This is a genomic window from uncultured Salinisphaera sp., assembly GCF_964012375.1.
GTDB lineage: Bacteria > Pseudomonadota > Gammaproteobacteria > Nevskiales > Salinisphaeraceae > Salinisphaera.
In genome coordinates, this window is record NZ_CAXGSH010000016.1 from 1 (window position 1) to 22,032 (window position 22,032).

Annotated in this window: 17 protein-coding genes and 1 pseudogene; 15 read left to right on the forward strand and 3 right to left on the reverse strand. The window is 62.2% G+C overall.

Annotation, left to right across the window (positions count from 1 at the left end):
- Both ABNU97_RS04555 and ABNU97_RS04560 read right to left on the reverse strand, forming a co-directional pair.
- Positions 1 to 268: pseudogene (locus ABNU97_RS04555) on the reverse strand (hypothetical protein); the annotation flags it as partial.
- Positions 269 to 336: 68 nt separating this feature from the next.
- Positions 337 to 2,472 carry a TonB-dependent siderophore receptor gene (locus ABNU97_RS04560; RefSeq protein ID WP_348765567.1) on the reverse strand — a complete coding sequence of 712 codons (2,136 nt, stop codon included), beginning with the start codon at positions 2,470 to 2,472 and terminating at the stop codon, positions 337 to 339.
- 142 nt (positions 2,473 to 2,614) lie between these two features.
- Between ABNU97_RS04560 and ABNU97_RS04565 the strand changes: the two genes are divergently transcribed.
- From ABNU97_RS04565 to ABNU97_RS04580, 4 genes are all read left to right on the forward strand, one after another.
- Positions 2,615 to 3,616 (forward strand): AraC family transcriptional regulator, encoded by a 1,002-nt coding sequence (locus ABNU97_RS04565; RefSeq protein ID WP_348765568.1) that lies wholly within the window; start codon positions 2,615 to 2,617, stop codon positions 3,614 to 3,616.
- Positions 3,617 to 3,883: 267 nt separating this feature from the next.
- A complete protein-coding gene (locus ABNU97_RS04570; protein ID WP_348765569.1) occupies positions 3,884 to 4,423 on the forward strand; it encodes a cytochrome b in 540 nt (179 codons plus the stop codon).
- Between the two features lie 122 nt (positions 4,424 to 4,545).
- Positions 4,546 to 5,283: a sulfite exporter TauE/SafE family protein gene (locus ABNU97_RS04575; protein ID WP_348765570.1), complete on the forward strand. Its 738-nt coding sequence runs from the start codon at positions 4,546 to 4,548 to the stop codon at positions 5,281 to 5,283.
- Between the two features lie 46 nt (positions 5,284 to 5,329).
- Positions 5,330 to 6,079, forward strand: a complete 750-nt coding sequence (locus ABNU97_RS04580; protein WP_348765571.1) for an SDR family oxidoreductase — start codon at positions 5,330 to 5,332, stop codon at positions 6,077 to 6,079.
- 76 nt (positions 6,080 to 6,155) lie between these two features.
- Here ABNU97_RS04580 and ABNU97_RS04585 read toward each other — a convergent pair whose 3' ends face one another.
- Entirely contained in the window at positions 6,156 to 6,554 is a 399-nt protein-coding gene (locus ABNU97_RS04585) for a DUF4282 domain-containing protein (RefSeq protein WP_348765572.1), read from the reverse strand.
- 181 nt (positions 6,555 to 6,735) lie between these two features.
- On the opposite strand from ABNU97_RS04585, the gene dsbG reads away from it, so the two are divergent.
- The 11 genes from dsbG to ABNU97_RS04640 all read left to right on the forward strand — a co-directional run bounded on the left by dsbG (position 6,736) and on the right by ABNU97_RS04640 (position 21,861).
- Complete coding sequence (dsbG, locus tag ABNU97_RS04590; protein ID WP_348765573.1) at positions 6,736 to 7,509, forward strand: thiol:disulfide interchange protein DsbG; 774 nt, start codon at positions 6,736 to 6,738, stop codon at positions 7,507 to 7,509.
- A gap of 76 nt (positions 7,510 to 7,585) precedes the next feature.
- Positions 7,586 to 10,255 carry a pitrilysin family protein gene (locus ABNU97_RS04595; protein WP_348765574.1) on the forward strand — a complete coding sequence of 890 codons (2,670 nt, stop codon included), beginning with the start codon at positions 7,586 to 7,588 and terminating at the stop codon, positions 10,253 to 10,255.
- Positions 10,256 to 10,490: 235 nt separating this feature from the next.
- A complete protein-coding gene (locus ABNU97_RS04600; protein ID WP_348765575.1) occupies positions 10,491 to 11,234 on the forward strand; it encodes a (Fe-S)-binding protein in 744 nt (247 codons plus the stop codon).
- Positions 11,231 to 12,724: a lactate utilization protein B gene (locus ABNU97_RS04605; protein ID WP_348765576.1), complete on the forward strand. Its 1,494-nt coding sequence runs from the start codon at positions 11,231 to 11,233 to the stop codon at positions 12,722 to 12,724. The genes ABNU97_RS04600 and ABNU97_RS04605 overlap by 4 nt, the downstream gene beginning before the upstream one ends.
- A 4-nt stretch (positions 12,725 to 12,728) precedes the next feature.
- On the forward strand, positions 12,729 to 13,448 hold the full coding sequence (locus ABNU97_RS04610; protein ID WP_348765577.1) for a class I SAM-dependent methyltransferase: 720 nt from the start codon (positions 12,729 to 12,731) through the stop codon (positions 13,446 to 13,448).
- A 3-nt stretch (positions 13,449 to 13,451) separates the two neighbouring features.
- Entirely contained in the window at positions 13,452 to 14,072 is a 621-nt protein-coding gene (locus ABNU97_RS04615) for an LUD domain-containing protein (protein WP_348765578.1), read from the forward strand.
- Positions 14,073 to 14,299: 227 nt separating this feature from the next.
- A complete protein-coding gene (locus ABNU97_RS04620) occupies positions 14,300 to 16,699 on the forward strand; it encodes a DEAD/DEAH box helicase family protein (protein WP_348765579.1) in 2,400 nt (799 codons plus the stop codon).
- Complete coding sequence (locus tag ABNU97_RS04625; protein WP_348765580.1) at positions 16,700 to 17,530, forward strand: HNH endonuclease signature motif containing protein; 831 nt, start codon at positions 16,700 to 16,702, stop codon at positions 17,528 to 17,530.
- Entirely contained in the window at positions 17,521 to 19,017 is a 1,497-nt protein-coding gene (locus ABNU97_RS04630) for a class I SAM-dependent DNA methyltransferase (protein WP_348765581.1), read from the forward strand. Before ABNU97_RS04625 ends, ABNU97_RS04630 begins: the two co-directional genes overlap by 10 nt.
- Positions 19,014 to 20,741: a restriction endonuclease subunit S gene (locus ABNU97_RS04635; protein WP_348765582.1), complete on the forward strand. Its 1,728-nt coding sequence runs from the start codon at positions 19,014 to 19,016 to the stop codon at positions 20,739 to 20,741. The genes ABNU97_RS04630 and ABNU97_RS04635 overlap by 4 nt, the downstream gene beginning before the upstream one ends.
- Positions 20,635 to 21,861 (forward strand): hypothetical protein, encoded by a 1,227-nt coding sequence (locus ABNU97_RS04640; RefSeq protein WP_348765583.1) that lies wholly within the window; start codon positions 20,635 to 20,637, stop codon positions 21,859 to 21,861. The genes ABNU97_RS04635 and ABNU97_RS04640 overlap by 107 nt, the downstream gene beginning before the upstream one ends.
- Positions 21,862 to 22,032 lie beyond the last annotated feature (171 nt).

Here is a 22,032-nt window from a genome sequence, read left to right on the forward strand (position 1 = left end):
CCAGGCCGACCACGAGCACGCGATCGGCCAGCTCATGTGACTGCAGCCATGCCAGCGCGGCCGGCGCGGTGCGGTTGCCGTCGAACAGGAACACAACCGGATAACCGGCATCCGGCGCCGGCGCTTGCGGCTGCGAAATCAACAGTTCATAGACCTGCCCGGTCGCCGGATCGACGATCGACTCGTGGCGCAGCGCGGCCGCGGCCTCGGGGTGGGCCACGGTCTCCAGATCGGGCTGGGCCAGGGCCGGCGCAAACCCGCCCATCACCAGCACACAACACAGAGCGAGGCGCGCAACGCGCCCCGCCCCGGATTTCGCGATCTGGCCCCGGCGCACTAGAAGTCGTAGCGCAGGGAGCCGACCACGCTCGTGGGTTCGCCATAGAAGTTGAACGTGCCGGTGCTGCCGACGCGGTTGTAGTACTTCTTGTCGAGCAGGTTATTCACGTTGACTGCCCCCGAAAGCTTGTCGGTGAACTGGTAGCCCACCATGGCATCGACCACCGCATAGCCCGGCGCTTCCACGCCCTGCAGGGAGCTGAAGTCGCTGAAGGCGGTCACGCCGGCGCCGATGCTAACCCGATCGAGCAGGCCGGAATCGAAAGCGTACTTGGTCCACAGGTTGAACATGTGATCGGGCATGAGCACGAAGGTGGCCTCGTCGGCGCCGCGTTCGACTTCCGTATCCAGATAGGTATAGCCGGCGATGATATCCAGCTGTTCGATCGGCGAGCCGTCAAGCTCGAACTCCACGCCCTGAATACGGCGCTGGCCCATGGCTTCGTTGTAGTTCTCGCCGGGCACGCCCGCTGCATAGTTGCGGTCGTACATCCGGAACAGGCTGGCACGGGCATTGAGGTCGCCGTTGAAATAGCTGCCCTTCACGCCGGTTTCGTACTGGGTGCCTTCACGCGGCTCGATGAGATCGCCGTTAATGTCGTAGGCGGTCTGCGGATTGAACACCTTGGAGTAGCTGGCATACAGCGCGTGGTGGCGATCCACGTCCAGCACCAGCCCGGCATAGGGAGTGAGCTTGCCATTGTCGTCGCGCGAGCCGGTGGTGCCTGCCGTGTTGTCGGTGAGCTCGACCTTGTAGTCGCTCACCCGTACGCCGCCGATCAGGGCCAGCGGCTCGACCGGACGGAAGGTCAGCTTGGTGTAGAGGCCGATTTCTTCGAGCTTGGTCGTGTTGTCGGTGAGCGAGCCGCTGGCGAGCACGTCGACATAGGCCAGGTCTTCGAAATCATCGGCGTCGGTACGGCCCAGGCGTGCCCGTCCACGAATGGAGTCGGTGTCGTAATGCTTGTAATCGGCGCCGGCCACGAATTCGCTGACGTTGCCGAAGGTTTCGAACGGCTGGCTGTAGCTGGCATCCACGGCGAGCGTGTTCTGGTCGATATCACCGGCCGTGGCAGATACCGGCACGGTGCCGTCCGCGGCCACCGGGCCACCGCCGAAGGCATAGTTGTAGTCGGCGTTGCGGTTCGAATAACGCGCGCCCACCCGGCCGAAGCCGCCCGACTCGAAGCGATGGGTCAGCTCGAAGATGAAGTCGTCGGTGGTGGCGGTGAAATCGTTCCAGTCGGCGCCCAAGAACGTCGAGCGGTCCACGTCCAGCAGGCTGCCGTCGGCATCGGTGGCCAGGCCGTTGTTGACGGTGATATCGCGCTGCTGACGCAGATAGGCCACCGACACCATCGTATCCGGATCGATATCGTATTCGAGGGTGCCGTAGAAGGTTTGTGAGTTGTTGTCGTTGTGGTCGACAAAGCCGTCGGTATCGCTCTGTGCGACCACCGCGCGCCCGCGCAGGCGGCCGTCCTCGGTCAGCGGGCCGGAGGCGTCGCCTTCAAGATAGTACTGGTTGAAGCTGCCGTAACGGCCGATCACGTGGCCCTGGGCGTCCTCGGTCGGGCGCTTGCGCACGAGGTTGACGATGCCGCCCAGCTCGCTGCTGCTGTTGAACAACCCGGACGGGCCGCGCATTACCTCGACGCGATCGAAGGCGGCCAGATTGGGCAGCGTGCCGTTGATGCTGGCCATGGGCGCCGGCAGGCCGTCGATATTGAACTCGTCGTATTCGTAGCCGCGCGAATAGATCGACGAACGCCCGGCATCGTTGGTGAGCACGCGCAGGCCCGGCGTGCGCCGCGCCAGTTCGTCGAGCGTATCCACGTTGCGATCCTCGATCGACTCACGGGTGATTACGCTGATCGACTGGGGGATATCCTTGAGCGCGGCCGGCGTCTTGGTGCCCACCGTAGCCGCATCCACCGCATAGCCGCCGGTCTGCTCGGACGGCAGCATGTCGTAGAGCTGATTGCCTTCGACGGTGACCATTTCGAGCTGAAGCGGCTCGTCACCGGCAGCGCCGTCTTTCTGTGCCGCGGCCGGCATGGCCGAAGCGAGTATGACCACGCCAAGCAACAGCGGTGTACCAAGCGATTGCCGGGTTTTGATGCAGCCGTTCATATTCCCCCCAATGTGAAACCACGCGCGGCAACGCCGGGCGCTTGCAAGTTCAACCGTGTGCGAATGCGAATCTTTTGCATTTACACTTTGTGCCGCGCATTATTTCAGAGGCTTGCCGCCCAAACCTTTGCGAAACGCTCAAATGTCTTTGCATTCGAACACCGCGACCGACCCTGCCCGTCTCGAACGCTTCATCGGCGCTGCCGAACTCAACCGGCATGCGGCGCATCTGGGCCGCGACTACCAGACGCGCGTCGCCGACGACTCGCCGCCCCTGGAAGGCCAGTTCGGTGTCGATGCCCTGCCGGGCGGGCTGGTACTGCGACATGCCAGCGTGCGCAACCGCCAGGACATGCGCTCCCGACTGCAGCTGTGCCCGGGCCTCAAGCTGATTCTGGTGCTCGCCGGGGAAGTCGATGTGCGATTCGGCGATCGCCCATTACCGGCCGGGGCCGGCACGCGCTATGCCTGTGCCGTGCATCTGCACGAACCGACAATCTTCGAGCGCCGTGCGCGACGCAACAGCCGGGAACAAAGCCTCACCCTGACCGTACCGCACGACTGGCTGCGCCAACGCCTGGTCACGCTCGGCGACGGCCGCGGCAGCATGCATCTACTGGATACGCCGCACCTTTGCATGCAACCCTGGCAGCCCAGCAGCGCGCTGTGCGCGAGCGCCCAGTTGCTCATCGCCGCAGACAGCAGCGGCGACAGCGCCGGCCCGGCGCGACGGCTGCGCTGCGAAAGCCTGGCCCTGGCGATGGTCGCCGAAGCCCTGCCCGCGCTACTGGCTATGCCCGCCACCGACGAGCCGCCGCGGCCGATCGATGCACGCCGGCTACGGCGCATGCGCGATCTCGTCGACAAACCATCGGCGGCGCCACTGACCGTCGATGCACTCGCGCGCGAGGCGGGCATGAGCCGTAGCAGCCTGCAGCGCCACTTCAACGTCTGCTATGGCATGAGCGTGCAAAAGTTTCTGCGCGAACGCCGTCTCCAGGCTGCCGATCGTGCCCTGCGCGAAGACGGCGTCAACGTCGTGACCGCCGCCGAACTTGCCGGCTATACCAGCGCCGCCAACTTCGCGACCGCCTATCGGCGCGTCTACGGCATCGCGCCGAGCGAACGCCGCCGGCGCGCCTGACCGCCGCGAAGCAAACCGAACAAGCCGGACAGACCCCGTCGGCGCCGAGCACCGTCATCCGGCCCGGCCGCGTTCGTGCAAACGTTGCGGCAACGTTCTGCCCACGCGTTGGCAAGCCGATTACGCTAGGATTTCCACGGGGAATTGATCGAAGCGCTCGGCGGCGCCGTCGTGCCTTGTACGGTTTGCCAGGCGCAACGCCCCGTCACCTCGCTTCACCGACACCATCGGCACGCACGCAAAGGGGTTCGCATGGATACTCGAGTCATGGACCACGCATACGGTTACGGTCTGGTCAGTCGATTTTTTCACTGGGCGATGGCACTGCTACTCGTATGGCAGGCGACATCTGCAGCGTTGCACTACTTTTTCGACGATACGCCGGTCACCGACTTCTTCTTCGGCTACCACTTCTCCAACGGCGTGCTGATTCTCATCCTGGCAGTGCTGCGCGGTATCTGGGGGCTGCTCAACCTCTCGCGCCGGCCGTCGCATGCGGGCGGCCTGCAGCGCGCAGCCGCACTTGGCCATGTCGCCATGTATGTGCTGCTCATCGCGGTCCCCGTGGTCGCGGTCATCCGCGCCTATGGCGGCACGCGCCCCTTTTCGGCGCTCGGCGTGCAGATCTTCGACGGCATGGAAACCAAGATCGAGTGGATGAGCAATCTCGGTAACCAATGGCACGGCTTTCTCGGCTGGATTCTGTTCGCCCTGATTGCCGGTCATATCGCGATGGCGTTCGTACACACCCATGGCCTCAAGCAACCGTTGATCGCCCGTATGACCAAAGGCGACGAACGCCTGTAAGCCGAACATTCGCGCCACAGGTGTTGATTACACCTGAGCGGCACAACATGTCGGCTGCGGCGCGCACCGCAGCCGCCGACGGCTTAGACTGAGCACGCTCTTTCCATCGCGCGAGCTGGCTCTTGGATATCGCTTTGCTCTTCGTCGCGGCCCTGGCGGCCGGCGCGATCAACGCGCTGGCCGGCGGCGGCAGCTTCATCACTCTGCCGGCCCTGCTGTTTCACGGCCTGCCGCCGACCGTGGCCAATGCCACCAGCGCAACGGCCGTGCTGCCCGGCTATGCGACAACGTTGTTCCGGTTCCGTCGCGATGTGGCCCCGCCGGCCGCGCTGTCGCTGCCGGCGATGGTGGCGATCGCCGCGGCCGGCGGTATCAGCGGCGCTTCGCTGCTGCTGCTCACCGGCGACCGCGCCTTCGCAGCGATCGTACCCTGGCTGATGGGCGTGGCCACGCTGATCTTCGCGGCCGCCCCCTGGCTCAAGCAGCGCATGGCCGAACGCGAGGCCAGCACGCCGGTGGCGACCATCGCGCTCTATCTCGCCTGTACCTACGGCGGTTATTTCAACGGCGGCGTGGGCATCATCGTAATCGCCCTGCTCGGGCTGCTCGGCCAGACCCGGCTGCTGACCTCGGTGGCGATGAAGGCGGTGATGTCGGCCACCCTCACCACCATCTCGGTATCGGTGTATGCGGCGTTCGGGCTCATCGACTGGCCGCTGGCCGCACTCATGGCCGGCGGCGCCATGCTCGGCGGCTGGATCGGCGCGGCGTTCGGCTATCACATCGCGCCGCGCTGGCACCGAATCGGCATCGTGGCCATTGGCTCGATCATGACCGTGCTCATGTTTATGCGTGTGTAAAGGGCAGGCGTTACCCTGTAGCCATCATTCTCTGCAGAGTTGAGTCATGGATAAAGTGATGCTGGTCACCGGCGGCAGCCGGGGCATCGGTGCGGCCACCTGCCTGATGGCCGCGAAATACGGCTATGCGGTGGCGGTGAACTACCACAGCAATAAAGAGGCCGCCGACGCGGTCGTCAAGGCAATCGAAAAGGACGGCGGCAAGGCGATGGCCATCCAGGCCGACGTGGCTAACGAACAGGACGTGGTACGCCTGTTCGCGACCGTGGACGACGAACTGGGTCGTATCAGCGCGCTGGTGAACAACGCCGGCATCGTCGATCAACCGTCCAAGGTGGCGGATATGTCCGCCGAACGCGTGGCGCGGATGATGTCGGTGAACGTGGTCGGCCCGTTCCTGTGCGCGCGCGAGGCGATCCGGCGCATGGGCACGTCCTACGGCGGCCCGGGCGGGGCGATCGTCAACGTCTCCTCGGCGGCCAGCCATGCGGCCGGCGGCGGCGGTGCCGGTACGTATATCGACTACGGTGCCTCCAAGGGCGCGATCGACACGCTCACCGAAGGGCTGGCCAAGGAAGTCGCGGGCGACCAGATTCGCGTGAACGCGGTACGGCCGGGCGTGGTGGATACCGAAATCCATGCCAGCGGCGGCCTGCCGGACAAACCCGAGCAGGCGAAATCGGCCATTCCGCTGGGCCGGATCGGTCAGCCGGAGGATATTGCCGAGGCGATTCTGTATCTCACCGAGGCGAAGTTCACCACCGGCGCGTTTCTGGACGTGGACGGCGGCGTCTGAGCCGACGCCTGCAGTCATGAAGCCTGCCACCGGCGCCGAGGGCAGAAGTTTGTCCGCGGCGCCGGTGACAGTCGGCCTACTTGCCGCGTGCTGATTTGCGCCAGAAGCGGATACGCGGCAGGTCCTGATGGATATCTTCGGTCTGGCCGGCGATGCTCTCGATCTGCCCGCCCAGGGCTTCCAGAAAAAAGGCGATCCGGAACACGGTCAGCACGAATTCGAGCATAACTCGAATCGTGACCACCAGGGCCAGAAACATGGCCGGCCCGAGCAGACACAGCCAGGCCAGGCCGCTCATCCAGCATTGCTGAAACGCCCAGAAGATGACGTAGACGGTCGCCATGCCCGACAGCAGCTGGCCCAACGTATAGATGGTGGGCACCATCTGGGTGGTAATGACCGTGGTGAAACGACGGTCGAACAGCCCGGAAAGCAGGCTGCCGCCATCGTTGCGCATTTCGTGAAGTCGTTTCATCGCATTTACCTACAAACCCTCGCGCTGAACGCGCGTATCGCACGTCGTGCGCGCTAAGACCGATCCTATGCTGTTTTGTTGCATTGCAGCAAACATCGGCCGCCGTTGGCCCCGTCGCGATCGTCGATTCAGATAGACTGGCGCGATCGCCACAGGCGCACCCGTTTGTTCAGGAGTCTTCATGTCACGCCTTGCTCGGCCCTTAATCGCTGCCGGTCTATTGCTTGCCACGCTGCCGCTCGCGGTGGCTGTCGCCGCGCCGCAATGGCCGGCGCCGATTCGCAATCTCGAGGGCAAGGGCCTGACCATCGTCGAGGCCTTCGATGCCCCCGGCGGCATGACCGGCTATGCCGCGCGTGCCGGCAACCGCCCGCTCACGCTCTACCTCACCCCGGATCGCGAGCACGTGATCATCGGCCCGATGCTCGACGCCGACGGCAAGAACCTGAGCCAGGAGGTGCTGGACGCCACCATCACCCAGCCCGATATCCAGAGCGCCTGGCCGAAGCTGGACAAATCCAACTGGGTGGCCGACGGCGACGACGACGCCAAACGCGTGATCTACGTGTTCACCGACCCCAACTGCCCGTACTGCCACAAGTTCTACGAGGTCGCCCGGCCCTGGGTCGAATCCGGCAAGGTACAGCTGCGCCATATTCCGGTGGGCATCATCAAGCCCTCCAGCCCCGGCAAGGCGGCCGCCATTCTCGGCGCCGACGACCCGAGCGCAGCACTGGCCCGGCACGAGGAAAACTACAGCCGTGGCGGGATCGAGCCGCTCGAGGACATGCCGGCCGAACTGCGCGAAAAGGTCGCCGCCAACAACATGCTGATGTCGTCGCTGGGCATCCAGGGCACGCCGGGGCTGGTGTATCGCAACGCCGAAGGCAAGATCGATATCCATCAGGGCATGCCCCAGGGCGCGCTGCGCGAGGAAATTTTCGGCAAAAAGTAGCCGCCCGGGCACTCGCAGGGGCAAATGGTTGTCTGTAGCCTGCAACCATATTGCGTCGAACGATGAGCGAGGCCCCATGACCCGTCTACGCCCCTTGCTGCTGCTGTGCCTATGGGCTGCCGCCCTACCCGTGCTGGCAGCCCCCGCTCAAGACGACGCCGTACGCCGTACGACGCTGGACAGCGGTCTGCAGGTCATCGTGGTGCCGAACCGGCTTGCGCCCACGGTGACCACGATGATGAATTACGACGTGGGTTCGCGCGATGCCCCGGACGGCTTTCCCGGCATGGCGCATGCGCAGGAACACATGATGTTTCGCGGCACCGACGACCTGTCCGCAGCCCAGATCTCGGCCATTGCCGCGGCCATGGGCGGCCGCTTCAATGCCGATACCCAGGACGAAGTCACCCGCTACTACTTCACCGTGCCGGCCCAGTATCTCGAGGTGGCACTACGGCTGCACGCCGAGCGCATGCGCTCGGTCGCCAACGATCAGAGCGCCTGGGAGAAGGAACGCGGCGCCATCGAGCAGGAAGTCGCCCGTGACCTGTCCAGCCCGGACTATGTCGCCTATACCCGCCTGCGCGAGCAGCTGTTCGCGGGCACGCCCTATGCCCACGACGCGCTCGGCACGAAAGCCTCCTTCGACAAGACCACGGGCAAGATGCTCAAGGCCTTTCACGAGCGCTGGTATACGCCCAATAACGCTACCCTGATCGTGAGCGGCGACGTCGACGCCAAGCAGACCCTGGCCACCGTGGGCCGCCTGTTCGGCGATATCGAGCCGCACGAACTGCCCAAGACCGCGCCGGTTGCGCTCTCGCCGGTGGATGCCGAGCCTATCCGCATGGCCACCGATGCCGGCTATGGCCTGGCCTACCTCGCCTTTCGTGCCCCCGGCACGCACAGCGCCGACGAGTACGCCGCCGCCAATGTACTCGCCACCATCCTCAACAACCCGCGCAGCGCGCTCTATAGCCGGCTGGTGGCCACCGGCAAGAGCCTGGGCACCCAGTTCGCCCTCGACGGCCTGCGCGAGGCCGGCATTGCCTATGCAGCCGCGGCCTTTCCCAAGGGCGCCGACAGCGATGCCCTGGTGGCGCAAATGCGCGACGTGCTGGGCGATATCGCGGACAAGGGCGTAAGCGCAGCACAGGTCGAAGCCGCAAAGCGCCAGCTCACGACGGGCAACGCCGCTGCCCGCGATTCCATCGAAGGGCTCGCCGAGCAGTGGTCGCAGGCGGTTGCGATCGACGGCCTGGCCTCGCCGGATGCCCAACTGGCCGCCATTCGCCGCGTCGACGCCAAGGCGGTCAATCGCTTGGCACAACGTATGCTCGATCCAGACCAGAGCGTGCTGACGGTGCTCACGCCCGAAGGCTCGGGCGCGCCCGCCGCCGGCGACGGCTTCGGCGGCGGCGAATCCTTCGCGCCAAGCCATGCGGCCGATGTCGACCTGCCGGACTGGGCCGCCAAACCGCTGGCCAGCATCGACACGCCCACGCCGCGCGTTGCTCCGCAACAAAGCACGCTGGACAACGGCCTGCGTCTAATCGTGGTGCCCACTGATGCCACCCATGCCGTGCACGTCTACGGCCATATCCGTAACGAACCCTATCTGCAGGCGCCCAAGGGCAAGGAAGGCATCGACGGGGTACTGTCGAGCCTGCTCGATTACGGCACCCGAAAGCACGACCGGGTGGCTTATCAGGCCGAACTCGATGCGATCGGTGCCCGGGCCAGCGCCGGCAGCGATTTCTCGTTGACCGTGCTGCCCGAACACTTCGACCGCGGCCTGGCGCTACTCGCCGAAAACGAGCTGGCGCCTGCGCTGCCCAAAGATGCCTTCAAGATCGTGCAGGCCCAGACGGCCGGCGCGGTGGCCGGCCAGCTGACCAGCCCGGATTTTCATGCCGGCCAGGCGCTCAAGCGCGCGCTCTTGCCGAACGACGATCCGAGCCTGCGTCATGCCACGCCGGAGACGGTGAACGGCCTGTCTCTGGCCGACGTCACCGACTACTACGACAAGACGTTCCGCCCCGATCTGGCCACGCTGGTGGTGGTCGGCGACGTTGATACCGCCCAGGTACGCAAGGCGGTAGAAAAGAACTTTGGCGCCTGGAAAGCCAAAGGGCCCACGCCCGACGTGGACCTGCCTGCAGTGCCCGCCAATAAAGCCGCCACCGTGCACGTGCCCGACAGCGCCCGCGTACAGGACACGGTTCAGGTCGCCGAAACCCTGGGCCTGCAGCCAACGGACGACGATTACCGCGCCCTCGAACTCGGCAACCAGGTGCTCACCGGCGGCTTCTACGCCAGCCGGCTGTATCGCGAGCTGCGCGCCGAGCGCGGGCTGGTGTACTACATTCATTCCGGCCTGCAGGCCGACCGTACCCGCGCCCGCCTGGCGTTCGAATACGGCAGCCAGCCGGACAAGGTGGCCGAAGCCAACCGCCTGATTGCCGACGCGCTCGCCGATATGGCCAAGGCACCGGTATCCGCTGCCGAACTGCATCGTGCCCAGGCCGGGCTCGTACGCCAGGTACCGCTGGGCGAAGCCAGTGCTGACGCCATCGGCATTGGGCTGCTCTCGCGCGTGGAGAACGGCCTGCCGCTGGACGCGCCCTATCGTGCCGCACGGGCGTACCAGGCGCTGGATGCCGAGGCGATCCAGGCGGCCTTCAAGCGCTGGATACGCCCCGATGCCCTGGTGCACGTCATCCAGGGGCCGGCGCCGGCGTCCTAGCCAACCTTATCCCGTCGCAGAAACCGGCGCGGCGTCGGTCGCGTAGTTGCCATAGTCGGGCGGGCGTCGCCGGACGGGCCGGCGGCATGCCGTAGCTCGAAAGGCCATCGGCATCGGCCCTTTCGACTTTTGTATAAGGCAACGACCCGGCCGGACAATCCGGCAACACGCGCGTTAGACTGAGTCTGCGGCCGCCCGTCCGGCCTCGTTCCGCTCGCGACTTTTCGGAGAGCCCATGCAAATCGGCCTGTTCGTGCCCTGCTTCATCGATGCTTTCTACCCCGGCGTGGGTATCGCCACGCTCGAGTTGCTGGAACGCTTCGACTGCAACGTCGACTACCCCTTCGACCAGACCTGCTGTGGCCAGCCCATGGTCAACTCCGGCTGCCACGACGAAGCACGGGCCACCGAAGCGCTGTTCGTGAAGAACTTCGCGAAATACGACCTGATCGTGGCGCCGTCCGGCTCCTGCGTGCACCAGATACGCGACAACCTCACCGCCGTCGAGCAGACGCCGGAGGTCAAACACGTACGCGAGAACACGCTCGAACTGGTCGAGTTCCTGCACGACGTACTCAAGGTCGATGCATTCCCCTGGGCGCGTTTCGAGCACCGCGTGGGCTATCACGACTCCTGCAACACCCTGCGCAATCTCGGCCACGGCAAGCCCAGCGAACTGCACGGCGAATATTTCTCCAAGCCGCGGGCGCTGCTGGAAAAGGTCGCCGGCATCGAGCTGGTTTCCATCGACCGGCCGGACGAATGCTGCGGCTTTGGCGGCACCTTCTCGGTGACCGAGCCGGAAGTCTCTACCCAGATGGGCCAAGACAAGATCGCCGACCACGGCCGCAACGGCGCGGAATATATCGTCTCCGCCGATTCGTCGTGCCTGATGCACCAGTCCGGCTGTGCTGCCCGCATCGGCGCGCCGATCCGCTTCAAGCACATCGCTGAAATCCTCAACGGGGCAAGCCAATGAACGGCAACGAACCCAATCCCGCGGCCACCATGAAACGCGCCACGCCGGAGCCCCAGCCGCGCCCGGCGAAGGCCGCCGACGGCAAGCGCGTGGACCATGCGCGTTCGGCCAAGCAGTTTCTGAACGCACCGGAACACGCCAAATCGCACGACACCCGCGTCTGGGCCATGCGCAGCAAGCGCGACAAACAGGCCCATACTATTGAGGAATGGGAAGAGCTGCGCCAGCTGGCCAGCGACATCAAGACGCACACGCTCACCAACCTCGACACCTATCTCGAGCAGTTCGAGGCCAACGCCAAGGCCAACGGCATCCACGTGCATTGGGCCAAGGACGGCGCCGAGCACAACCGCATCATCCACGAGATCTTCAACGATCACGGCGTGAAGAGCGTGATCAAGGCGAAGTCCATGCTCATGGAAGAGTGCGGCTTTCGACATTACATGGACGGCGTGGGCATCGAGATCGTGGAGACCGATCTGGGCGAGCGTATCCAGCAGCTCGACGGCGAAGACCCGAGCCATATCGTGGTGCCGCCCGTTCACAAGATGCGTTCGGACGTGGCGCGCCTGTTCGCCGACAAGCTCGGCTCCGATCCCGAGAACGACGATGCCCACTATCTGGCCGGCGCCCAGCGCGATGCCACCCGCCCGCTGATTCTGGACGCCGATGCCGGCATGACCGGCGCGAACTTCGCCGTGGCCGAAACCGGCGGCTTCGTGGTCTGTACCAACGAAGGCAACGCCGATCTGTCGGCCAACGTGCCCAACCTGCACGTGGCCTCCATCGGCATCGAAAAACTCGTGCCCCGCGTGGAAGACATGGGCGTATTCATCCGCCTGCTGTCGCGCTCGGCGCTCGGCTCGCCCATCACCCAGTACACATCGCATTTCCGCGGCCCCAAGCAAGGCGGCGAGATGCATGTCGTGCTGGTCGACAACGGCCGCTCCAAGCGCCTGGGCATGGAGAAGTTCTGGTCGTCGCTCAAGTGCATTCGCTGCGGCGCCTGCATGAACACCTGCCCGGTGTACCGGCGCTCCGGCGGGCTGAGCTATGGCGCGACCTATGCCGGCCCGCTGGGGCTGATCCTCAACCCCACCTTCGACGCCCACCGCTATTCCAATCTGCCGTTTGCCTCCACGCTCAACGGCAGCTGCACCAACGTGTGCCCAGTGAAGATCAATATCCACGAACAGATCTTCGGCTGGCGTCAGGTGTTGGCCGAGAACGGCCACCTGCCGTGGACCAAGAAAACCGGACTCGCCGCGGCCGGCAAGGTACTCGCCAGCCCCAAGGGCTATCGCGCCGCGATCAAGGCCACCAACTCTGCCCTAAAGCATTTGCCGCGCTGGGCGATCTACAACCGCATGAACGCCTGGGGCGAAGGGCGCGAAATGCCCAGCCCGCCCGACAACGGCACCTTCCACGACTGGTACAAGCGCCATCGTCTCAACCGGGATGGCGCAAGCCGCAACACCCCGGAGAACTAACGCCATGGCCCACGACACCCAGAGATTGCCTGCTGAGAACGCCATTCTCGAAGCGTGGCACGACAACGCGGCGGCCTGGGTGCACGCCATTCATCAGCACGGCATCGCCAGCCGCCGCACCACCGACCGCGCCATCGTGGATACCGTGCTCGACTGCGGGCCCGAGCGCGTGCTCGACATCGGCTGCGGCGAAGGCTGGCTGCTGCGCGCACTGGCCGCCGAAGACATCGCCTGTACCGGCATCGATGCCGTGCCCGAGCTCATCGACGCCGCGCGCGAGAAGTGCGTCAACCCGAACGTCGACCTCAAGGTCTGTGCCTACGAAGACCTGGCCGACGCCCAGTTCGCCGAACCCTTCGATATGGCCGTGTGCAACTTCTCCCTGCTCGGCGAAGACAGCGTGGACGATGCCCTGGCCGGCGCGGCCCGCGCGGTGGTCCCCGGCGGGCTGCTGGTCATCCAGACCCTGCACCCGCTCACCGCCTGCGGCGACCGGCCCTATATAGACGGCTGGCGCAGTGCCAGCGGTGCCTGCCTGGGCAGCGGCTTCCAGGACGACGCCCCCTGGTATTTCCGCACCCTCGGGCGCTGGCTGGAACTCGTCAACAGCGGCGACTGGCGTCTGGCCGCGGTTGAGGAACCGCTCGACGACAACCACTATCTGCCGGCCTCGCTGATACTCATCGCCATCCGCCAGCCGACCGACGACGACCCGGAGCTTTAATCCATGAGCAGCCGCGACGACATCCTCGGCGCCGTTCGCAGCGCCAAACCCGGCCTCGACGCGCCCGCACCCACGGTGCCGAACTACGACGACAACTACCCGCAGGAACGCGCTGGCCTCGTCGACCTGTTCGCCGAACGCCTGACCATGATGGGCGGCAGCTGGCATGCGCTGGGCGACGGCCAGAGCATCGTCGATGCCGTAGAGCAGGCGCTGGCCGAAAAGCTGGGCAAACCGTTCGCCGACGCCGTGATTGCCTCCAACGTGCCGGAAGTCGCCGGCAACCGGACGCTCACCAACAGCGACGACCCGGCTACCGTCCACGACGTGGATATCGCCGTGCTGCGCGCCCGCTTCGGCGTAGCCGAAACCGGCAGCGTGGCCTTCACCGAAGCCGAACTCACGGTCAACGCCATCGCCTATCTCGCCCAGCACCTCGTCGTACTGATCGACCCGGCCGAGATCGTCACCAACCTGCACCGCGCCTACCAGCGTGACGATTTCGTGAGCGCGAACTACACCGTCTTCCACACCGGCCCCTCGGCCACCGCGGATATCGAAGGCGTGCTTGTTCGTGGCGCGCAGGGGGTGCGGTCGTTGACGGTGATTCCGGCAAGCAACTGAGAATCTGAACCGATGACGTTGCCCAGTAGCGCCGCTGGGTATATTGATGCCGGTACCGCCAACTAAACCTCGGTAGCTCCGCCGCTTGCCCGAACCATCGTGTATAGAATTAGCCACAAATCTATACATGACGCTTTAAACCTGTATAGATTTGAGCAAAATATATATATGCCCAGGGCCATTCAATGGCCAGTCGGGCGGGCAAAGCATGTTGGTTTGGGGGAGAAGTGGACAAGCGCGGTTTAACCGAACGCGATATCTGTAGCAAGTTCATCACGCCAGCGCTCACACGCGCTGGCTGGGATCTGCAGACCCAGATTCGAGAGGAGAAGTCCTTCACAGCGGGCCGTATTATCGTCCGTGGGCGACTGCATGCACGAGGGCAACGCCGCCGCGCCGATTATGTGCTGAGTTATCAGAAGAATCAGCCCATCGCGGTCATCGAAGCCAAGGACAACACGCACGCGCCAGGCGACGGCATGCAACAGGCGCTGTCCTACAGCGACGCACTCGACGTACCGTTCGTGTTCACAAGCAACGGCGACGGCTTTGTTTTCCACGACCGCACAGGGTTATCCGACCAGACCGAAACGTCGCTTTCGCTCGATGAATTCCCAACGCCTGGCGAGCTCTGGCAACGCTATTGCCAATACAAGGGCATCGGGCAAGCCGAGCAGCCGATCATTGAAGAACCGTACTACGACGACGGAAGCGGCCGAACGCCGCGCTACTACCAGACGATCGCTATCAACCGCACTGTCGAAGCCATTGCCAGAGGCCAGGATCGCATCCTGCTGGTAATGGCCACGGGTACCGGCAAGACCTTCACGGCCTTCCAGATCATCTGGCGTCTTTGGAAAGCGGGCGAAAAGAAACGCATTCTGTTTCTCGCCGATCGCAACGTGCTCGTCAACCAGGCAAAGAACAACGATTTCAAGCCGTTCGGGCAGGCCATGACCAAGGTCACGAACCGTACGGTCGACAAATCCTACGAGATATATCTCGCCCTCTATCAGGCCGTATCGGGCAGCGAAGAAGACAAGAACATCTACAAGCAATTCTCGGAGGATTTCTTCGATCTCATCGTGATCGACGAATGCCATCGAGGCAGCGCGGACGCGGACTCCGCGTGGCGCCGCATTCTCGACCACTTCTCCAACGCCACGCATATCGGCCTCACCGCGACGCCGAAAGAAACCAAAGCCGTATCCAACATCGATTATTTCGGCGAGCCGGTCTACACCTATTCGCTCAGGCAAGGCATCGAAGACGGCTTTCTCGCACCATACAAGGTGGTCCGTATCGACCTCGACAAAGACCTGCAAGGCTGGCGCCCAAGCGAAGGTCAGACCGACAAGCATGGCCACCTGATCGAAGACCGAATCTACAACCAGAAAGACTTCGACCGCAGCCTGGTGTTGGAAAAAAGGACGCTGGCGGTCGCATCCAAGGTGACGGAGTTCCTCACCCGGACAGACCCGTACCAAAAGACCATCGTCTTCTGTGAGGACATCGACCACGCCGAACGCATGCGACAGGCTCTGATCAACCTCAACCCGGAACGCGTCCGCGAGAATCGCAAATACGTGATGCGCATTACCGGCGACGAAGCCGAAGGCAAGGCCGAGCTAGACAACTTCATCAATCCTGAAGAGCCATACCCCGTCATCGCAACCACCAGCAAGCTGATGACGACCGGCGTCGACGCCCAGACCTGCAAGCTCATCGTGCTCGACCAGCGCATTCAGTCCATGACCGAATTCAAGCAGATCATCGGACGCGGCACGCGCATCAACGACGAGTTCAACAAGCACTGGTTCACGATTCTGGACTTCAAGAAAGCGACCGAGCTGTTCGCGGACCCGGACTTCGACGGCGACCCGGTCAAAGTCTACGAACCCACCAGTGGCGAATCCGTCGTTCCGGATGACGAAGAAACCGACAGCCCCGATATGCCTGCCATCGCTGAAGATGCGGCAGTCTATGGCGCCGAGCCCGGCGAACAATGGGCGTCCGACGATACCGACTGGCATCCAGACGACCAGAAAAAGACCGGCCGCACCCGTTACGTGGTCGATAACGTGGAGGTGAATGTCGTCGCCGAGCGCGTTCAGTATCTGGGCCCGGACGGCAAGCTGATAACAGAAAGCCTCAAGGACTACACCCGCAAGAAGGTTCGCGAGCAATTCACCTCGCTGGAAGACTTCCTGCGCCAGTGGAATGCAGCGGAACGCAAGCAGGCCATCATCGACGAACTGGCCGAGAACGGCGTGTTCTGGCACGACCTCATCGAGGACGTGCAAAAGAAACTGGGGGCCGAACCCGATCCCTTCGACGTGATCTGCCATATCGTCTACGACCAGCCACCCTTGAGTCGCCGCGAGCGCGCCGCGCAGGTTCGCAAGAACGACTATTTCAACCGCTATGAAGGCGCCAGCCGCGCGGTGCTCGATGCGCTGCTCACCAAGTACACCGATACCGGAATCGAGCACATCGAGGACGTGAAGGTCCTCAAGCTCGATCCATTCAACCGGATGGGTTCGCCCATCGAATTGATCAACGCATTCGGCGGCAAAGACGAATACTTCGCCGCCGTGCGCGATCTCGAACAGGAGTTATATGCCTAAATGCTCGACTCACATCAGATCCGGCGCGCGCTAGAGCGCGTAGGACTACAGGTTGAACGCGATCGGCCTCGTATAAAAGGGCTGGAAACTGCGGACGGCGTACGCGTCTATCTCAAGACGGCCGGGAAGGACGGTTCCGTCGCCATGAGTGACGCACCGCTTGTTCTGAACCCGGCGCTGAAGGCCAAAAGCACTCAAATCAACGAGATTGAGGGCATCTCGGTCGACTGGCTGAAGCCATACCACAACTCGAATATGGCAGGTTATGCCAAGCGCCTTCATACCGGCAAAGAGGAAATCACCTATGGCTTCGAGACAAGTATCGCCTCGGAAGCAGCATTACACGCGCTACTCGCGGTCATTGATCCCGCGGCCTATCAAAGCGGTCTAACCGCCTACGACGAAATCGATGAGCAGCTGAAAGATTTACCCTCAGACAGCACCACCCGCAAAGCACTCATCGACGCCCGACTCGACCAAGGCAAATTCCGGAAATCGCTTATCGACTACTGGAGCAGCTGCGCTGTCACCGGTGCCAATAACCTCGCCATGCTCCGCGCCTCTCACGCCAAACCGTGGAAGGTTTCGACCAATGAAGAGCGACTCGACGTTTACAATGGCCTGCTGTTGACCGCGAACCTAGACGCAGCTTTCGATGCCGGACTGATCACTTTCGAAGAGAGCGGCGCAATCCGCATCAGCCGTCAGTTCGCCGACGCGGCAGCCTTCGGCATCCGCTCCGATATGCGCCTGCGCCGCCTTGAGCCGGCGCACGCTCGGTACCTAGAACATCATCGCGAACGAGTTTTCGAATCAAAGACATGTCCATAAGCACGACCGTAAAATCCATCCAGGACATCATGCGCAAGGATGTCGGCGTCGACGGCGACGCACAGCGCATTGGTCAGCTCGTGTGGATGCTCTTTCTCAAGATCTACGACGATCGCGAGACCGAATGGGAAACCTTCGACGACGACTACCGCTCGCCGCTGCCCGAGCACCTGCGCTGGCGCAACTGGGCGGCCGATCCGGAAGGTGATACCGGCGACAAGCTCAAGGCCTTTGTGGACAACACGCTCTTCCCCGGCCTGCAGAACCTGCAGGCGCAAGGCGACGATTACCGGGGCGTGGTCATCCGCAACGTCTTCGAAGATGCCTACAACTACATGAAGTCCGGCCAGCTTCTGCGGCAGGTCGTGAACAAGATCCAGGAAGGCGTCGACTTCAACAAATCCAGCGAGCGCCACGATCTGGGCGACCTCTACGAACAGATCCTCAAGGATCTGCAAAGCGCCGGCAACGCGGGCGAGTTCTATACCCCACGTGCCGTGACCGAATTCATGGTCAGCCGAGTGGACCCCAAGCTGGACGAAACCGTGATGGACCCGGCCTGCGGCACCGGTGGCTTCTTAACCGGCGCCATCGAGCATAAACGCCGTCACTACGTACAAACCCCGCAGGACGAAGAGACGATCGCAAGCACCATCCGCGGCATCGAAAAGAAACCGCTGCCCCATCTGCTCGCGACCACGAATCTCATCCTGCACGGCATCGATACACCGAGCCAGATCCAGCATGACAACGCCCTGTCCTACCCGCTGATCGGCTGGGGGCCGAAACACCGGGTGGATACGATCATCGCCAATCCGCCCTTCGGCGGCATGGAAGAAGACGGCATCGAGGACAACTTTCCGCAGGCGTTCCGCACCCGCGAAACGGCCGACCTGTTCCTCACGCTGTTCCTGCAACTACTCAAGAAAGGCGGCCGTGCCGCTATCGTGCTGCCGGACGGCTTTCTGTTCGGCGAAGGCATGAAGACCCGCCTCAAGGAAAAGCTGCTCGAGGAGTGCAACCTGCACACCATCGTTCGCCTGCCCAACGGCGTGTTCAACCCCTACACCGGCATCAAGACCAACCTGCTGTTCTTCACCAAGGGCCAGCCGACCGAAACCGTCTGGTACTACGAACACCCCTATCCCGAGGGCTACAAGAACTACAGCAAGACCAAGCCCATGCGGTTCGAGGAATTCCAGGCCGAGATCGACTGGTGGGGCACCGAGGCCGATGGCTTCGCCGCCCGCATAGAAACCGAACACGCCTGGAACGTCTCGATCGACGACATCCGCGAGCGGAACTACAACCTGGACATCAAGAACCCGTTCCAGGCCAAGGAAGAAATCCACGATCCGGACGAGCTACTGGCGCGATACGAACAGCAGCAGGCCGAAATTCAAGCGCTGCGCGACGAGCTAAAGACCATCTTGGGCGACGCGCTGGCGCGGAAGGAAGACCCCGAACAGGAGCGGCGTTCGGCATGAGTGCAGAGCAGTTCATTACCGAGCACCTTGATCTGTGGACTGGGGCGGTTACCACCAAGTCGACCGGCGGGCGCGGTAGCCAGAACGGAATTGAATTAACAGGAATTAAAAAACTACGCGAACTGATTGCTGATCTAGCAGTGCGCGGCAAATTATTACAGCAGGAACCAACAGATGAGTCCGCGTCAAACCTCGCTATAAAAATAGCCGCAGAACGAGAGCAACTAGTAAAGACGGGCGCGATCAAGCGGCTGAAACGGCTACCGCAAATAGACGTAGCGGATCAACCATACTGCTTACCACCGAATTGGGCGTGGATAAGATTAGGCGAGGCCACGAACTACGGCATAACCGAGAAAGCAGAGCCAAACGACGTCAGCGGTGAGACCTGGGTTCTTGAGCTTGAGGACATCGAAAAAGAGAGTTCTCGACTTGTAAAAAAAATTCGCCAAGATCAGCGCCCTTTCAAGAGCTCGAAGAATCGCTTCCAAAAAAACGACGTGCTTTACGGCAAGCTCAGGCCTTATCTAGATAAAGTAGTCGTCGCGGATGAATGTGGTGTTTGCACAACTGAAATCGTGCCCTTAAGAGGATTTTACGGCTTGGCGCCGGACTACTTACAGCTCGCTCTTAAATCTCCCGCCTTTAAAAACTACGCCAATAGCTCAACTCACGGGATGAACCTTCCGCGGCTTGGCACTGACAAAGCTAGATTGGCCCTATTGCCACTACCTCCGGAGAACGAACAACACCGCATCGTCCAGAAAGTCGACGAACTTATGGCGCTCTGCGACCGGCTGGAGCAGCAGACCCGCGATCAGCACGCCGCCCACGAAACGCTCGTCGACTCCCTGCTCGAAACGCTCACGCAATCCAACGACGCCGACGAACTGTCCGAAAACTGGGCCCGCCTCGCCGCCCACTTCGACATGTTGTTTACGACCGAACAGAGCATTGAGCGGCTAAAGCAGACCATTCTTCAACTTGGCATTATGGGTCGTATCGCGAAGCAATCAGCAAATGACGAGCCCGCGTCGGTACTGTTCAAAAACATCAATACTAATAACATTAAAAACAAATCCCTGCCAGATATTACGTCAAATGAAAAACAATTCAAAATCCCTAATAATTGGCTATGGGTAAAATTTGGTCACATTAATACACTAATAAATGGCGACAGGAGCAAAAATTATCCAAACCGCGATGAATATGTTCGCGAAGGCTTACCTTGGATCAATACCGGGCACATCCAGAAGGATGGAACGCTTTCTAAATCGAATATGAATTTCATAACTGAAGAGAAATTCAACCACCTAAAAAGCGGTAAAATTCGGACGAATGACTTAGTTTATTGCTTACGCGGCGCGACCCTAGGCAAGACGGCTAGCGTGTCCCCTTACTCTACTGGAGCAATCGCGTCATCGCTGATGATCGTGCGCCCCCATATCCCGGCGATGCAACGCTACATTTTTTATTATTTAATTAGCCCCTTTGGACGCGATCAAATCGCTCGCTTTAACAACGGTTCAGCGCAACCCAACCTTTCTGCGAACAGTGTAGCGTTATACGCATTCCCCTTACCGCCGTTACGAGAGCAGAAACGTATCGTTAAGAGAATTGACGAGCTTTTTTCATTTTGCGATCAACTCAAAGCTCGCCTACTCCAAGTCAGCAAAACCCGCTGGAGAACGGCAGACGCCGTCGTCGAACAAGCCATTCACTAACCACGAATCGCTAGCGCTACCTATGGCCATCGAACAAGGCATCTGGAAGATCGGCGACAAGCCGGAGAAGCTCCAGCCGAGTGGGCTGTCCGACGAGTCGCTGCTCGAAGAGCAAGTGATGCACGACATTGCCATCCTCGACGCGGACTGGCTGCTGATCGGCCGGCAGGTACGGACCGACTTCGACAAGTTCATCGACCTGCTGGCGCTGGACGGCGATGGCAACGTCATCATCATCGAGCTCAAACGCAACAAGACACCGCGCGAGGTGGTGGCCCAGGCGATCGATTACGCCTCGTGGGTCGTCGATCTGGACGCCTCTCAGATCGGCGAGATCTATCGCGAGTTCGCCGAGCGCTACGGGCGGACTCACGATTCTTTGGAGGCCGCCTTCGAACACCGCTTCGGCGTGCCACTCGATAGCACCGATATTCAGCTCAACAGCGCCCATCAGCTGGTCGTGGTCGCCACCAAGCTGGACGCCAGCACCGAGCGAATCATCAACTACCTGAACGACCACGCCAACATCGCGATCAATGCGCTGTTCTTTTCCGCCTTTGAAGACGCTGGCAATCATTACCTGAGCCGGGCATGGATGATCGACCCGGAGGAGAATCAGGATCGAGCGGTCAGCCGAGCGGGCGCGAAACAGACATGGAACGGCGAATACTATGTCTCGTTTAGCGAGGATCGGCCGTGGGAGGCCGCGCGGCAGTTCGGCTTCATCGGCGGCGGCGGCGCGCTCTGGTATTCACGTACGCTGGACATGCTCTCCGAGGGCGACCGTGTCTGGGTGAACATGCCGGGCGTCGGCTTCGTGGGCGTCGGCCGCGTGGCGGGGGACAAGGTCCGCGCCGATCGTTACGTCTTCAAGGCACCGGATGGCTCCGGCACGTACGCATCCGACGAACTACCCGAGCCTTATCCACAGGCCGACGCAATGCGCTCGGATGACAACGCGGAATATCTTGTGCCCTTGGAATGGGAGTACACAGTCGACCGGCGTAATGCGGTTAACGAGGTCGGGCTGTTCGGCAACCAGAACACGGTCTGCAAGCCAAAGACGCCCAAATGGGATCACACCGTGAAACGCCTTAAACAGGTGTGGGCCATTTCGTAGGCGACCCATCGCACTCTATAAGCTAGAGCCCCGCCGCGTGATGGTTTTTTGGTAACCCGCGCGGCCGTGGCCGAGCCTGTCTTCACCACGGTTCGCGCCGGCTTCTCAGAGTTCGCTACCGCCTCCTGGTTGATATTTTCACCCTAGGGGTGAATAATCGCTTGGCGCCTG